Origin of the sequence: Gulosibacter massiliensis, assembly GCF_900626105.1 — a bacterium.
Lineage (GTDB): Bacteria > Actinomycetota > Actinomycetes > Actinomycetales > Microbacteriaceae > Gulosibacter > Gulosibacter sediminis.
This window is the reverse complement of record NZ_UYZX01000001.1, coordinates 1,238,491-1,252,226: the sequence shown is the minus strand read 5'-3', so window position 1 is coordinate 1,252,226 and position 13,736 is coordinate 1,238,491. Positions and strand designations below refer to the sequence as shown.

12 protein-coding genes and 1 pseudogene are annotated in these 13,736 nt (G+C 69.0%); 2 read left to right on the top strand and 11 right to left on the bottom strand.

Annotation, left to right across the window (positions count from 1 at the left end; genetic code table 11):
* Positions 1–23: 23 nt before the first annotated feature.
* From EJL01_RS06075 to EJL01_RS06065, 4 genes and pseudogenes are all read right to left on the bottom strand, one after another.
* The gene (locus EJL01_RS06075; protein ID WP_125106691.1) at positions 24–1,448 is read right to left on the bottom strand and encodes an FAD-binding oxidoreductase; all 1,425 of its coding nucleotides are present in this window, start codon (positions 1,446–1,448) and stop codon (positions 24–26) included.
* Positions 1,448–5,473, bottom strand: a complete 4,026-nt coding sequence (locus tag EJL01_RS06070; RefSeq protein WP_164509732.1) for an aldehyde dehydrogenase family protein — start codon at positions 5,471–5,473, stop codon at positions 1,448–1,450. Before EJL01_RS06070 ends, EJL01_RS06075 begins: the two co-directional genes overlap by 1 nt.
* A gap of 139 nt (positions 5,474–5,612) precedes the next feature.
* Positions 5,613–5,822, bottom strand: a complete 210-nt coding sequence (locus EJL01_RS13470) for a hypothetical protein (RefSeq protein ID WP_431834732.1) — start codon at positions 5,820–5,822, stop codon at positions 5,613–5,615.
* A pseudogene (locus tag EJL01_RS06065) lies at positions 5,768–6,144 on the bottom strand (FAD-dependent monooxygenase); the annotation flags it as partial. The pseudogene EJL01_RS06065 and the gene EJL01_RS13470, both read right to left, overlap by 55 nt.
* A gap of 195 nt (positions 6,145–6,339) precedes the next feature.
* On the opposite strand from EJL01_RS06065, the gene EJL01_RS06060 reads away from it, so the two are divergent.
* Complete coding sequence (locus EJL01_RS06060) at positions 6,340–6,801, top strand: hypothetical protein (protein WP_125106689.1); 462 nt, start codon at positions 6,340–6,342, stop codon at positions 6,799–6,801.
* Between the two features lie 101 nt (positions 6,802–6,902).
* Here the strand turns inward: EJL01_RS06060 and EJL01_RS06055 are convergent, their stop codons facing one another.
* The 7 genes from EJL01_RS06055 to EJL01_RS06025 all read right to left on the bottom strand — a co-directional run bounded on the left by EJL01_RS06055 (position 6,903) and on the right by EJL01_RS06025 (position 12,333).
* Positions 6,903–7,463 carry an acyl-CoA thioesterase gene (locus EJL01_RS06055; protein WP_241209124.1) on the bottom strand — a complete coding sequence of 187 codons (561 nt, stop codon included), beginning with the start codon at positions 7,461–7,463 and terminating at the stop codon, positions 6,903–6,905.
* Between the two features lie 60 nt (positions 7,464–7,523).
* Complete coding sequence (locus tag EJL01_RS06050; RefSeq protein WP_125106688.1) at positions 7,524–8,456, bottom strand: uroporphyrinogen-III synthase; 933 nt, start codon at positions 8,454–8,456, stop codon at positions 7,524–7,526.
* A gap of 9 nt (positions 8,457–8,465) precedes the next feature.
* Positions 8,466–9,194 carry a hypothetical protein gene (locus EJL01_RS06045; protein WP_125106687.1) on the bottom strand — a complete coding sequence of 243 codons (729 nt, stop codon included), beginning with the start codon at positions 9,192–9,194 and terminating at the stop codon, positions 8,466–8,468.
* 14 nt (positions 9,195–9,208) lie between these two features.
* Positions 9,209–9,457, bottom strand: a complete 249-nt coding sequence (locus EJL01_RS06040; protein ID WP_125106686.1) for a DUF3618 domain-containing protein — start codon at positions 9,455–9,457, stop codon at positions 9,209–9,211.
* A complete protein-coding gene (locus EJL01_RS06035; RefSeq protein WP_241209123.1) occupies positions 9,450–9,929 on the bottom strand; it encodes a phage holin family protein in 480 nt (159 codons plus the stop codon). The genes EJL01_RS06040 and EJL01_RS06035 overlap by 8 nt, the downstream gene beginning before the upstream one ends.
* Positions 9,930–9,971: 42 nt before the next feature.
* Complete coding sequence (locus EJL01_RS06030) at positions 9,972–10,265, bottom strand: hypothetical protein (RefSeq protein ID WP_125106685.1); 294 nt, start codon at positions 10,263–10,265, stop codon at positions 9,972–9,974.
* Positions 10,266–10,347: 82 nt separating this feature from the next.
* Positions 10,348–12,333 (bottom strand): M13 family metallopeptidase, encoded by a 1,986-nt coding sequence (locus EJL01_RS06025; RefSeq protein ID WP_125106684.1) that lies wholly within the window; start codon positions 12,331–12,333, stop codon positions 10,348–10,350.
* 66 nt (positions 12,334–12,399) lie between these two features.
* On the opposite strand from EJL01_RS06025, the gene EJL01_RS06020 reads away from it, so the two are divergent.
* Entirely contained in the window at positions 12,400–13,722 is a 1,323-nt protein-coding gene (locus EJL01_RS06020; RefSeq protein WP_125106683.1) for an MATE family efflux transporter, read from the top strand.
* Positions 13,723–13,736: the final 14 nt, after the last annotated feature.

Sequence of the window (13,736 nt, the reverse complement as noted above, 5' to 3'; positions counted from 1 at the left end):
CAAGTAGATCCTTCTGGGACACCTCAATTATCCGCCCGCGAACCGTAAACTTCCCTGAAACCGGAGGGCGAAACCGGGTGCTCCTGCGGGAACATTTTGCCCGGGTTGAGGATGCCCTTCGGGTCGAACACGGCCTTGATGTGCCGCTGCAGCGCGAGCTGCGTGTCGCCGAGTTCGGCGCCGAGCCAGCGGCGCTTGAGCAGGCCGATGCCGTGCTCGCCCGAGAGTGTGCCGCCGAGCTCGAGCGCGGCTTCGAACAGCTCGCCCGCTGACTGCCAGATCTCGTCGGGCACCGCAGCCGCCGAGCCCTCGAACACGAACGTGGGGTGCAGGTTACCGTCGCCGGCGTGGGCCGGGCAGGCGATGAAGACGTCGTACTTCGCGGCGATCGCCTCGACGCGCTCGAACATGTCGGCCATCCGCGAGCGCGGCACGGCGCAGTCTTCAACGAGCATGGCGCCCCTCGCCTCGAGGGCGGGGAAGCCGCGGCGGCGCACGTCGACGAGCGTCGCGGCCGACTCGGGGTCGAGCGTGAGCTCGGCCGAGGTGGCGAGCGGCGCGACGAGCTCGAGGATGCGCTCGGCCTCGCCCCGCGCATCCGCCCCGTCGGTCTGGATGAGGAGGTAGGTGTTGCCCTGCGAGGCGAGGTCGACGCCCGTCGCGTTCGAGGCGGCAACGAGCATGTTGCGGTCGAGCAGCTCCATGATCGCGGGGCGGATGCCCGCGGCGGTGACGGCGGCGGATGCGTCGGCCGCGTCGCGCACGCCCGCGAAGTACGCGCCGATGGTCGGTACCTCGCCGGTGATCGCAGGCCGGAGCTTCAGCGTCGCCTCGACGATGATGCCGAGTGTGCCCTCGCTGCCGATCATCAGCGCGCAGAGGTCGTAGCCGGTGACGCCCTTGACCGTGCGGTGGCCGACCTCGATGAGCTCGCCCGACGCGAGCACGACCTTGAGCGCGAGCACCGCCTCACGGGTGACGCCGTACTTCGCGCAGAGGAGGCCGCCGGCGTTCATTGCGATGTTGCCGCCGACGCTCGAGAAGTCCTTCGAGGCAGGGTCGGGCGGCCACCAGAGGCCGTGCCGCGCGAGCTCGGCGTTGAGGGCGCCGTTGAGGATGCCGGGCTCGACGACGCAGAGCTGATCGTCGGCGTTGATCTCGAGGATGCGCCGCATGCCCGCGGTCGACAGCACGATCGTGCCCGCGCCCGCCGAGGCGCCACCGGCGAGGCCGGAGCCCGCGCCGCGCGGCACGATCGGGGTGCCGGTCGCGCTCGCGATGCGGCAGGTCGCCCGCACGTCCGCGATCGACGCGGCCTCGACGAGCGCGAGCGGCGCTCCCGCGGCGAGCGCGCCCGAGCGGTCAGTGCGCAGCGGCGCGAGGGCCGCGGGGTCCGTCACGACGCGGTCGCCGAGCTCGGCGCGAAGGCGAGCCACGACGTCGGCCACTACTTCCCCTCCGGACGCCGCAGCTGAGCGCCCTCCGACAGCACGCTCGCGTTGTGGTCAATGACGAGCTCGTGGGGGAACAGGTGCTGCACCCGCTCGTCGCGGTAGCCGAAGCGGTGCGCTGTGATCGAGATCGACTGCTCGCGCAGGAACGGCAGCATCTCGAGTCGACCCGCGAGCGTCACGTCGTCAGAGAACAAAGCGATGTCGACCGAGTTCTTCAGGTGCGCGCAGAGCTGGCTGCGCGAGCCGCCGAGCAGCCGGATGCGCGGGGCCTCGACCAGCCCCTCGTCGCGCATGCGCTCGAGGAACTCCTCGTCGCTCTCGATGCGCACCTGCGCCTCTCGTTCCGCGAGCTCGCGCAGCAGCGTCGGCGGCAGCTCGGTGGCGGTCGAGATGAGCAGCTTCGCGCGGGCGGTAGAGGCGGCCACGAGCACCTGCCCGAGTTCGGCCGCGGTCGCGTCGGACGAAACGCGGATGAGGCAGAGGGCTGGCCGGTAGCGCAGCAGGTTGCGCTCGACCGGGAGGTTTGTGACGTCGACGACCTCGCCGTACTCCTCGTTCCAGGCGATCTGGCAGCTCAAGGCGGTGCGGCGCACGCGCTCGAATTCATCAAACGCGAGCCCGGGCTGGAGGGCCTCAATGAGCCGCGCGGTCGACTCCTCGAGGCCGCGCAGGTGCAGCGTGTGCGACTGCGAGTGCTCGGCCGGGCGCCAGGCGCCAAGGTGGAGCAGCGTGTTTGGACCGCCCGACTTTAGCTTCGTGCCGATCATCGACCGCTTCCACCCGCCGTACGGTTGCCGCTGCACGCGGTGCCCGACGACGTCGCGGTTTACGAAGAGGTTGCCCGCCTCGACGCCCTGCACCCAGTGGGCGATCTCAGAGCGGTCGAGGGAGAACAGGCCCGCTCCGAGGCCGTAGTCGAGGTGATTCTGCAGCTTGATTGCGGCGTTGAGGTGGTCGGCGTGCACGATGTTGATGACGGGCACCGCGGCGTCGTTGTGCAGCAGTGACGACGTCGGCTTGACGCCCACGCGCACGCCGGGGGTCCACAGCCGGCCGGTGTCGTCGAGGCTGCGCGGCTCGACGAGCCACCGCTCACCCTCGGCAAGCTCGGTGAGCATCTCATAGCCCTTGCCCGCAGCCTTCGCGACGAGTGGGCCCGCGTGCACCGAGGGGTCAGCCGGGTAGCCGATGCGCGTCGAGGCGACGGCGTCGGCCAGCTGCTCGGCGAAGCGGCTCTTGAAGGCAGCCGAGCCGACGAGAATCGCGGTCGATGGGCGCAGGGGGTCTTGCCCCGCCGCGCTGACGACGCTGTGGGCGATGTCGCGCGCAGCCTGGTCGTAGTCGGCGGCCGGCGTGACGATGACTGAGCTCTTGCCGCCCGAGGCGCCGATGAGCGGCAGGTCGGGGCGCCACTCAAAAAAGTGCGAGGCGGTGGTGTACGCGCCCTGCATGAGCACACGCTCGACGCGTTCGTCAACGATAATTTCACGCCCGAGCTGGTCGTCGGTGATGCGCGAATAGTCATTGCCCGCGACCTGCAGCAGGCCGTCGGCGAGCTCGGTGGACCAGAACACGCGGGCGACAATCGCCGCCGTGCGCTCGCTACGCGGCGAGGGCTTGAGGATCACGGCCGAGCCCGCGCCGAGGGCCGCGACGAGAATCGATACGACCGACGACACCGGGAAGATCCAGCCGGGCACCGCGACGCTGACGGCCACGGGCTCAAACTCGGCCCCCTGCATCCGGTCGAGCTGACGAGCCAGGTGGGCGTCGTAGTTCGCGAGGTCGATCGCGTGGCTCACGTCGTGGTCGATCTCGGCGAAAGCGAGGCCGGTCTCGGCCATCGCGACCTCGATGAGGCGGGCGCGGTTCGCGTCGAGGGCCTTCGCGATCTGCTCGAGCGTCGCCGCCCGCTCCCAGCCACTCGTCTGCCGCCACGAGTCGCCGGCGACGTGCGCGCGATCGATGATCTCCTGCACCTGCTCGACCGAGCCAAGCTGGTGTTCGGCGGCCTCGTCGATGCCGAGCTCGCTGCGCGCCGCGCGGCGCTGGATGTGGCTGGCCCAGTCGCGCACGTTCTCGAGCGTCGGGTCGCTGAGCGGGTCGTTGCGGAAGGTGTTGCGCAATATGCGGCCGCGGCGCAGGCCGAGCACGACCTCGGTGAGGTTCGGGGTTGCTCCGGTCTCGGCGGGGTTGATCGTGCCCGAGGCGTCGGCCGCCGGCGCGACGCCGGTCTCGTGCGGTTTGGGCCGGTCGATCGGCAGGCTCTCACCGCGCTCGCGGTCGCCAAGCACCGTGGTCGCTTGCGCCGCCTGCGCCAAATTGCTGAGGTCGACCGAGTCGGTGAGCAGGGTGTCGCTCGTGGCGGGCTCGGGCTCGTCTTCGAACATGCCCTCGGGGAACAGCTCGAGCTTGATCGCCGCCGTGACGCCCGGGGCGTCCTCCGGTGCGACGCGCTCCTGGTGCCGCAGCTGCCCCGCGGGAATCTGGTGCATGCGCGCGACCGCCGAGAGCAGCCGCTCCTGCTGCGGCCCAAGTCCGTCGACGCTCGTCGCTTCGTGCGCCTCGACGTGCTGCCGGGCGCGGTCGGTCACGATGGCGCGCAGGTACGCGGCGGCGGGGCGCCAGCCGGCGTTCGCGGGCAACTGGGCGACGCGCATCGTCAGGTCGACGCCGAGTTCGCGCAGTCTCGCCAGCTCGGTCTCATCGGTGTCGGGACGTACCACGACCCCGACGCGAGTGAAGCTCTCGCGCGCGCGGGCTATCGAGGCCGCGAGCGTCGCATCCATCGCCACCGTGCTGTCGACCTCAAGCTCGAGCACGCCGCGATGCTCGGCCGTGAGCACGCCATCGATGAGGCGCGCCATGTTCGCGTCGACGTCTTCGTCGGTGAGGTAGGTCGCGACGCGCCAGCCGTTGCTCAGGGCATCGGCGCGCTCGCGCAGGCGATCGGGCATGCGGTGCAGCGACACTCGAATCGGGCCACCGCCCTCCTCGCGCAGCAGGTGGGCCGAGCCAGCCAGCCGCCGCAGCAACGTGGCCGAGTCGGGCAGGTCGACCGGCAGCGCGATGCCGGCGCGCGCCCCGATCGCGTGTTCGGCGCGCAGCGCGCGCAGCAGGGTCTCAACGACAAGCTCGACGTTCCGCGAGGTCGTCGCGCGCAGGAGCAGCAGCGGGCCGTGCTGCTGCTCGCGCGCGACGGCGAGCAGGTTCGCGAGTTGGGCGGCGGCACGGTCGGCTGTGCCCGAAAAGTCCCAGTCGACGGGGCGGGGCTCGAGCGCGTCCCAGTCGAGCTCGACCTGCGCAACGCTCGGATGCGACAGCAGGGTGCGCACGCGGCCCCGCACGGCCGCGGCGCCGCGTTCGCCGAGCACCGGGTCGGTGAGCGGCCGCACTCGCACGTCGGCGTTGCGCTCGCGAGCGCGGTCGAGTGCCTTGTTCAGCGGCTCTGCGCCAGCCTCGGTGACGGCGTGCCTGAACAGGCTGCGCGTGGCCCGGCGCACGGCGGGCACGGCGATGAAGGGGATGCCCGGGCCGGCGAAGGCGCCAAGGCGAAACTTGCGGCGCGTGGCCGGGGTGAGCGACGCGGGGATGCGGTTGCCGAGGTCGCTCATGCCGAAGCCCGAGGCGAGCAGGTCGTCGGGGCGGAGCACGTCGTCGACGAGGCCCCGCAGGAAGGCGGCGCCGCCCTCCTCGTCGAGCGCGCGGTCGAGGTCGCCGCGGTCGTCGAGCTTCTCGCGTCGTCGCGCGCTCGTCTCGGCTTCAAGCTGCCGGTGGAGCTCCTCGCGCCCTCGCGCATCCTCTTGCCACCATCGGCCGAGCAACTCGAGCGCGGACGGCACGGCTGCGTCGATCGGCACGTTGCCGGGCGTCTGCACCTCCTGGCGCTCGGTCTGGGGCTCGGCGCGGTGCGGCAGCGGCGTGGGCGAGATGACCTCGGCTTGCTCGATCGGCTCGGCGTGCTCGGCGTAGTCCTCCGGCGCATCCTCTTGGCGTTTGCGATGCATCACATCGCGCACGAGATCCGCTCGTTCGACCCGTCGGGCCCGCGCCTGCGACTGTCGCGGATCCCTCCCTTCCGATGCCGGTGGCGTTGTGCCCGGGGCGCCGGGATTACCCGCGTCATCGGGGGGGAGGAGATCTGCCATAGAGGCGAGCTTACTTCGGCTGCTGCAGAATTCCGTCGAAGAACGCGGCCAATTCGGCAGTCGCGTCGAGCGGCGACACCTGGGCAACATACTGGTCGGGGCGCACGACGACGATCGCGCCGTCGCGCGAGATTTCGCGCTCGTCGAAGATGTCGTATCCCCGCCCGGCGTGTACTGGGTCATGAATCCGGCCGGGAACTCGAAGGTCTGCTCGTAGCACTCCTCGAGCTGCCCCGGGTAGTCGAACTCCTCGGGTTTGCGCCCATCATCGACCACCACTCGCGGTCGAAGTCGATGAGGTTCTGCGCGATCGCCTGCCGTTCATCCGAGTACGAGTGCAGCAGCGAGGCGTCGGCGCGGCCCTCGAGCACGTGCCCGAGCTTCCACGAGATGTTCCAGCCGTCCTGCATCGACACGTTCATGCCCTGACCTGCCTTCGCCGAGTGGATGTGGCAGGCGTCGCCGCAGATGAAGACGTGCGGATTTTTCGTGCCCTCATCGCCGTCGTCGACCTCGTCGAACTTGTCGGTGACGCGATGGCCAGCCGCGTTCCGCATGGACTAAATCGGAACTAGTTCATGTGCTTGCGGCCCCGTAGGTGCGTACAGCCACCAGGACGCTGTCCTGAACCTCGACACTTGCAGCGAAAGACACCCGTGTCGGGCTGGGGTGCGATGCCTCGGGATCGATGTGCGTGGGGAGGTCAGGATGTCGGAGGCGCCATCTAGTTTTCCCCCATGAACAAGAACAGCGACATGATTGCGTGTGCGGCAGAGGCTTTGTGTGGCTTCGAGGCGATATGGAACCTATCTGTGTCCGACTTAATCGCCGTCGAGAACGGTCACCACTTCCATCGGGGGTGGCACATCGGCTGGATGTGGGGAAGTGACGAAGTGGACGGTTGCCACCTCGATTTCCTGAGTGAGCATCGTATGGCAGGGATTAGCGTTGCGCGGGTTGCCCCGAATGGCTCGCGGACATGGATCGCCGCGCCCAAGGAAATGCGACGTCTCGGCGCAACACCGGAGGAGGATGACCGGCTGGAAAGCGAGTATCTCGAGCACAACCGACGGGCGTACGCCGATCTGCGCCGGAGGGGACTACTCCCTCCGTTTGGCGCAAATATCGGGAGCCAGGTCATCAATGAGGTCTTGCAGACTGGCGCCGGAGAAGCGCCCCCTCCTCAGAGCACGTCATGACCGCGATCCATGGTGCGACAGAGTCTCAGGAGACGCCTCCGGCCCAGACAACTCAGTGGCGGATGGTCACATCCGTGCCGGCATGCGGTTGGCGAAACGGCCTATTCGGCGGCCGCGTGCCACTCGTTCGGGTACGGCGAACGAGTTGACGGCACGCGCGCGGCCTCGGCCCACTCGAGTACCCAGTCGGGAATGAGCGCGGGCACATCGGCGGCCTCGTGCAGCTGCTCGATCACATCGGCATGGCCAAGCGCGCCGTTCGGGCCGGTGAAGCGGCCGACCACGAACGCCTGCGCGTAGATCTCGCCGTCCTTCACGAAGCGGTGCTCGATATAGAAGTTGCGGTCATCCATGCCGAGGTAGCGCGTGTTGAGGTCGTACTTGTCGCCGAGCGTGAGCGACTTGCGGTAGGTGATGGTCTGGCGCGCGACGACCGCGTTCCAACCGAGTGTCTGGATGCGCTTCCACAACCCTGTGCGCAGCATGAAATCGAGGCGCCCGAGATCCTGAATCGTCAGATATGTGCCATTGTTCATGTGCATTTGCACGTCGAGGTCAATGGGGCGCACCTTCATTTGGATGCGCGAGATGTCACGAACATCGCGGGGGCGGGCCATCTTTGCCTGCAGCCACACGCGGAGCATGCGCCAGAAAAACTTCACGCGCCGAGCCTAGGTGGCTGTGCGCGTGAAGCAATGACGGTTGTCGAGACCCTACAGTCATTAGCGGCCGTCGAGCGGCAGGTTGATCTTGCCGGTCTCGGGGCGACCCTCGTCAACGGCGGGCACGTCCTCCGGCGGTACGTCTTCGCCGAGTTCCTCGCGCTCGAGACGCATGAGCTCGCGAAGGTCGAGCGCGCTCGTCTCGGCGAGTGGCTCGCCCATGACGAGCCACTCCATGCCGTCGAGGAGCGACGCGACCGAGCGCTGGCGCGCCACGACGTCGATGCGCAGGCCGAGCGCGCGCGCATCCTTCGCCGTGCGGGGGCCGATCGCGGCGAGCATAAGGTCGTCAGGGATCGGCGAGAACTGCTTCTGCACCTGCTCAGCGACGGAGCCGGAGGTGATGAGCACGGCGCGGATGCGGCCGTTGTGGATGTCGTGCTGGATCGACTCGGCCGCGGGCACGCCGACGCTGCGGTAGGCGATCACGGAGTCAACGCTGTGGCCGCGGCGCGACAGACCGTTCGCGAACGCGGGCTTCGAGTGCTCGGAGTGCGGCCAGAGCACGCGGATCTTCGGCATGCGCCGACCGCTCTCGCGCCACTCCACGAGCAGGCCCTTCGCGGAGTTGTCGTGGGTCGGCACGAAGTCGACCTTGTAGCCCGCTGCCGAGAGCGCGGTCGCGGTCGTCTCACCGGCCGCCGCGATGCGCGTGCTCTCCGGCACACGCGCCTGGAGCGAGTGCATGACGTCAACGGTCGTGGCGCTCGTGACCACGAGCCAGTCGTACTCGCCGCGCTCGAGCCGCACCAGCGCATCCATGAGCTTCGGCGAGTCGCTCGGAGCGGGGCTCGCGAAGTTGATCAGGGGCGCCGTGATCGGGAACGCCCCGCGGGCACGCACCGCTTCGGCCACGTCGTGGCCGAAGGTGCCGCCGCGAGGAACCAGAATCTTCCAACCGCGAAGCGGTCCAAGCGTGCGTTGGCTAGTCATTGCAGCGGGTCATCGCAGAACTTCAAATACCTCGGAGGAGTTGATCCAGCGGCCGGTCAGGGGCGTACCAGCGACGGCGATCGAGTCGCCAAACGGTTCGGACGGGTCACCGAGCAGCCACTGCGGCTCGTCGGCCTCCGCCACAATCGTAAACGCGTCGATGCCGACGCCGACGCGCGAGTGGAGGCTGACGACCGCGGCCGCATCCTCGTCGCCGAACTCGCCGGCGTCGTCGCCCTCGTCGTCCGCCACCGCGAGGGGCTGGAAGTTCGGCTCGGCGTGGCGGCCCGACGCCGCCGCCAGCGACTCGGTCGTACCGAAGGCGTCGACGAAGCTGATCCAGGCGCCCACCTCGGGCTCGAGCTCCGTGAGCTCCACCGTGAGGTCGGCCGAGATCGGGCCCGTCGAGAAGTAGCGGCTGAACACGCGCAGCAGCTGGCGATACGCCCACTGCAGGTCGTCGGCGACGGGGCCGCGCAGCCAGAGGCACACGGCCGGGTCGGCGAAGCTCCCAAGCGTGAGGTCGTAGATGCCGCGCACCTCGATGCCCTCGCCGCGGACCTCCTCGAGCACACCCTCAAACTGTTCGAGCGAGTTCACGGCCTCGTTCGCCGCGGCGATCTCGGAGTAGGCGCTGTCGGTGTTGACACCAAAGGTCGCGAACACCGAGTACGTCACCGACTCGTCGCCCTGCTCGTCGAGTTCGAGTTCGCCCTCGAACGGTGCTGCTTCGGTCATGCCGTCTCCTTGGCTTAGCGCTTGCGGTTCGCGAGGACGATGGCGCCCGCGATGATGCCGACGATGCCGGCCGCGGCGATGCCGAGCAGGCCGTAGACCTGGGTCGGGTTCTCGTCCTTTGCCCGCAGGAACTGCGCCTTGCGGTCGTCCATCCACTCGCCGAGGCGAGCGGGCACGTCAAGCTTGTACTCGAGCGCGTTGAGCGTCTCGGCGAGTTCGCGGCGCAGCTCCTCGCGGCTGCGGCCCGAGGTGTCGTTACTCATACTTGCCCATTCCTTTCAGAGCGTTGAGATCCTGCTTCACGGAGTCGACCGTCTCCTTCGGCACGACCCCCTTCATGCGCTTGAACAGCACGATCGCGACGATCGCGGCGATAATCATGATCACGAGCAGCGCGCCCGCGACGATAAGCGCCGACAGCCACGGCGCGAACACGGTGTTGAGGCCGAGGATCGCCGCGGTGATGAGTACGGCCCAGAGGGTGATCGCGAAGAACGCGACCACGCCGAAGAGCGCCGCGCCCGTGCCGCCCATGACGGCCTTCGCCTGCATCTCCTGCTTCGCCTGCTGCGCCTCCGCCTTCGCGAGGGCGATGCCGAGCCGCGGCACGTCGCCGACCAACTGGCCAATCGGGCGCTTGGACTTTGGGTTGAACTTGCCGAAGCGCATCGGAGCTTCCGTGTTCGGGAAGGGTCCGCGCGCGTGCGACTCGTCCGGCTTGTCATAGGTACTCACAGGTGCCCCCTAGGTGTCGAGATCGCGGATGTGGTGGAAATGTCATCGCTCGCGCGAGGGGCGGGCGCCCTTGGCGCGGCCGCCGTCGCCGAAGACGAGGTTGCCGAGGCCGAGGCCGATCTGGCCAACGCCCTTGGCGGTCGTCGTGACGAAGCTCGGCACGTACGTGTCGACGAGCCCGGCGACGTTGTCGCGCTGCTTCACCACGGCCTTCGAGTTCCAGATCGCGTCGGCGCGCTCGGCGATCTGCTCGTAGCGCTCGCGCCCGGCGCGGGATCCCAATACGTACCCGGTGGCGATGCCGGCGATGAGTGCAATCTTGGTTGCTGCCTTCATGGTGCGTCCTTCACTTCTCGTGGGTGATCCGACAAACCACGTTAGTCACCCGATGTATCGGTTTCGTGAGAGCGGCTGCCCGCTACCAGATCTCAACACGGTCGGCCGCGTCGAGCCAGAGGGCATCTTCGGGGGTGACGTCGAAGGCCGCGTAGAACGGGGCGAGGTTGCGCACAATCTGGTTGCAGCGGAACTCGGCCGGCGAGTGCGGGTCGACCGCGAGCAGCATCTTCATGTACTCGGGGCGGCGCTTCTCGCGCCACGCCTGGGCCCATGAGAGAAAGAAGCGCTGCGCGCCGGTGAGCCCGTCGATGACGGGTGGCTCGGCGCCGTCGAGGTGGCGCAGGTAGGACTTCCAGGCGATGCCGAGGCCGCCGAGGTCGCCGATGTTCTCGCCGATCGTGAGCTCGCCGTTCACCGTCTCGCCGTCGACGCCCGCGGGCGACAGCGCCGAGTACTGGTCGATGAGGGATGCGGTGTGCCGCTCGAACGCCTCGCGGTCGGCCTCGGTCCACCAGTCGACGAGGCGGCCGTCGCCGTCGTACTTCGAGCCCTGGTCGTCGAAGCCGTGGCCGATCTCGTGCCCGATGACCGCGCCGATCGCGCCGTAGTTCGCCGCCGCATCCCGGTGCTCGTCGAAGAACGGGAGCTGGAGGATCGCCGCGGGGAAGACGATCTCGTTCTGGTTCGGGAGGTAGTACGCGTTCACGGTCTGCGGCGTCATGAGCCAAAGGTCGCGGTCGACCGGCTTGCCGATGCGCGCGTAGCCGCGCTCGGTCTCGACGACCGTCGAGCGGCGCACGTTGCCGACGAGGTCGCGCGGCGAGATCTCAAGCTTCGAGTAGTCGAGCCACTTCACCGGGTAGCCGATCTTCGGCGTGAACTTCGCGAGCTTCTCGAGCGCCTTCTGCTTCGTGCCCTCGCCCATCCAGTCGAGCTGCGTGATCGAGTCGCGGTAGGCGGCGAGCAGGTCGGCGACCAGCGCATCCATCTTACCCTTCGCCTCGGGCTTGAAGTGCCGGCGCACGTACTCCTCGCCGACGACCTCGCCGAGGAGTCCCTCGACGTGGCTCACGCCGCGCTTCCAGCGGTCGCGCTGCTGGGGCACGCCCTGGAGGGTCGTGCCGAAGAACTCGAAGTTCGCGGCCGAGATCTCGGGCGAGAGCACCGCCGAGTAGGTGAGGGTGATCCGCCAGATGAGCCAGTCTCGCCACGCGTCGAGGCGATCCTCGGTGAGGAGCGTCGCGACGCCCTCGAAGAAGCTCGGCTCGCTCACGACGAAGCGGTCGAGGGCGCCCTCGGGCAGCTGCAGCTCCTGCAGCCAGCCGCGCATGTCGAGGCCCTCGAACTTCGCGAGGAATTCGTCGAGCGTCGTCGGGTTGTAGGTCTGGTCGGCCTCGCGCGTGCGCACGACGTCCCAGTGGTGCTTCGCGATCTCGGTCTCGAGGTCGAAGACGCGCTGGGCGCGGCCGTCGACGTTCGGCACGTCAACGAGTCGGAGCATCCGGTCGATGTGCGCGACGTACGCCTCGCGGATCGGCGCGTACTGCTCCTCGCGGTAGTACGACTCGTCGGGCAGCCCGAGGCCGCTCTGCTCCGCGTAGAGGATGTTCGTGTCCGGGTCGCCGACGTCGCCGATGACGTACATCGCGGTGAAGCCCGCGACACCCTGGCGCTCCTGGCGGCCGAGCACCCAGAGGAACTCCTCGATCGACGAGACGACGAGGGCCTGCATGATGTCCTGCGTGATGGGTTCGGCGCCGAGGCGGGTGAGCAGCTCCTCATCCATGAACGCGGCGTACGCGTCGGCCGCCTTGCGCAGCGGCGAGCCGGGCTCGGCGTCGGCGTTCTCCTCGAGGATCTCGCGCACCGCGACCTCGGCCTCGTCGGCGAGCCTGTGGAACGAGCCGTAGCCGCTCTTGTCGGCTGGGATCTCGGTCTCGCGCAGCCAGACGCCGTTCACGTGGCGGAACAGGTCGTCCTGCACCCGCACGTCCCGGTCGAACGAGTCGGTCTCGATGCCCGAGGGCAGCTGCTCCGTGGGCTCCGTTGCGTTCTCTGCAGTCATGGGCTCAAGCCTATGTCAGCGCATCCGCGTGCCGGGTGGGCGCCGCGGGTTCCTAGGATGGAGGCGATGGCTACGCAGCAACTCACGCGCCGGATGCTGGCGCTCGCGATCCCCGCGCTCGGCGCGTTGATTGCGCAGCCGCTGTTCGTGGCGACCGACACCGCGATGATCGGACACCTGGGCGAACCGATCCTCGCCGGCCTCGCGGTCGGCTCGACCGTTGTCTCAACGCTCGTCGGGCTCATGGTGTTCCTCGCCTACACGACGACGCCGACCGTCGCGCGGCTCCTCGGTGCCGGCGATCGGCCCGGCGCGTTGCGCGCGGGCATCGACGGGATGTGGCTCGGCTTCGGCTGCGGCGTGGTGCTGCTGCTCGCTGGCCTGCCCCTCGCGGCGCCCATCGTCGGCGGCTTCACGCAGGACGCAATGGTCCACGACGCGGCGATGAGCTACCTCACGATCTCGCTCTGGGGCCTACCCGGCATGCTGCTCACGCTCGCCGCGACCGGCCTGCTTCGCGGACTGCAGGACACCCGCACCCCGCTCATCGTCTCGGTCGCCGGCGCCCTTGCGAACGTGCTACTCAACGCCGTATTCATCTACGGCCTCAACCTCGGCATCGCAGGTTCGGCCCTCGGCACCGTCGTCGCCGAGTGGGGCATGGCGCTCGTCTACGTCGCCATCGCCCGCAAGGCGGCGATCGCACACGGCGTGACCCTGCAGCCTGGCATCGGTGACCCACGCCAGGCGCTCACCGCCTCAGGCCTCATGATTCTGCGCACCGTGACGATGCGCATTGCGCTCATCGTGCTCGTCTGGGCTGGCGGCCAGCTCGGCGTCACCGAGCTCGCGACGCTGCAGGTGACGTACACGATCTACAACGTGCTCGTGTTCGTGCTCGACGCGCTTGCGATCGCCGCGCAGGCGATGGTCGGCCACGACCTCGGCGTCGGCGACCGCGACACCGTGCGGCGCGTGACGCGGCTGCTGATCTGGTGGGGCATCGGGCTCGGCCTCGCGCTCGGGATGCTCGTCGCCGTGACTTCGAGCGTGCTCGGCTACATCTTCACGACCGACGCGCGCGTGCTCGAGCTGCTGCCCGGCGCAATCGCGACGATGGCCGCGACGCTGCCGCTGTGCGGCTTCGTATTCGCGCTCGACGGCGTACTCATCGGCGCGGGCGACATTGCCTACCTCGCGTGGGTCGGCCTGATCAACCTCGCCGTCTTCGCGGTGTGCGTCTGGCTCGTGCTCACACTCGTACCCGCCGAGAGCGGCCTCTACTGGCTCTGGGCCGCCTACGGCGGTGGCTTCATGCTCTCGCGCGGCGCGACGCTCGCCGTGCGGGTCGCAGGCAGCCGCTGGATCGTGACCGGCGCATCCCGCTAGCCCGGCCGCGCACG